The 1086-nt window shown below is 61.0% G+C and carries 1 protein-coding gene; it reads right to left on the reverse strand.

All coding sequences use genetic code 11. From position 1 onward, the window contains the following. Nucleotides 1-6: 6 nt before the first annotated feature. Nucleotides 7-1086 (reverse strand): phosphopyruvate hydratase (eno, locus tag MRS74_RS23510; RefSeq protein WP_254582715.1); only part of this gene is annotated, 1080 nt, incomplete at its 5' end.

The following is a 1086-nucleotide window of genomic DNA, read 5'->3' on the forward strand; positions in this document are numbered from 1 at the left end:
GCCGGCTTACGCCTGACCCTTGATTTCCTTCAGGCCCTTGTAGGGTGCAGCACCGGCGAGTTCTTCCTCGATGCGCAGCAGGCGGTTGTACTTGGAGACGCGATCGGAGCGGCACAGGGAGCCGGTCTTGATCTGGCCTGCCGCTGTACCCACGGCAAGGTCGGCGATGGTGGTGTCTTCGGTTTCACCGGAGCGGTGCGAAATCACCACGCTGTAGCCGGCATCCTTGGCCATCTTGATTGCATCCAGGGTTTCAGACAGCGAACCGATCTGGTTGAACTTGATCAGGATGGAGTTGCCGATGCTCTTGTCGATGCCTTCTTTCAGGATCTTGGTGTTGGTGACAAACAGATCGTCGCCGACCAGCTGCACCTTGTCGCCGATCTTGCGGGTCAGGTAGGCCCAGCCCGCCCAGTCGGACTCATCCAGACCGTCTTCAATGGAGACAATCGGGTAGCTTTCGGACAGCTGCGCCAGGTAGTCGCTGAAGCCTTCGGAATTGAACACCTTGCCTTCGCCGGCCAGGTTGTATTCGCCGTTCTTGTAGAACTCGGACGCGGCGCAATCCAGCGCCAGGGTGACATCCTTGCCCAGGGTGTAACCGGCATTGGAGACCGCTTCCTGGATCACCACCAGGGCTTCCTCGTTGGACCCCAGGTTAGGCGCGAAGCCGCCTTCATCACCCACCGCGGTGTTCAGGCCACGGGCCTTGAGCACGGCCTTGAGGGCGTGGAAGATCTCGGCGCCGCAGCGCAGGGCTTCGGCGAAATTCGGGCTGCTCACCGGCTGCACCATGAATTCCTGGATGTCGACGTTGTTGTCGGCGTGCTCGCCACCGTTGAGGATGTTCATCATCGGCAGGGGCATGGAGTACTGACCGGCAGTACCGTTCAGCTCAGCGATATGGGCGTACAGCGGGATGCCCTTGACCAGGGCAGCCGCCTTGGCGGCGGCCAGGGACACGGCCAGAATGGCGTTGGCGCCGAACTTGGATTTGTTCTCGGTGCCGTCAAGCGCCAGCATGATGTTGTCCAGCGTGCGCTGATCGGTAACATCCTGACCCAGCAGGGCTTCACGGATAGGACC

The organism is Marinobacterium sedimentorum, assembly GCF_024267675.1.
Lineage (GTDB): Bacteria > Pseudomonadota > Gammaproteobacteria > Pseudomonadales > Balneatricaceae > Marinobacterium_A > Marinobacterium_A sedimentorum.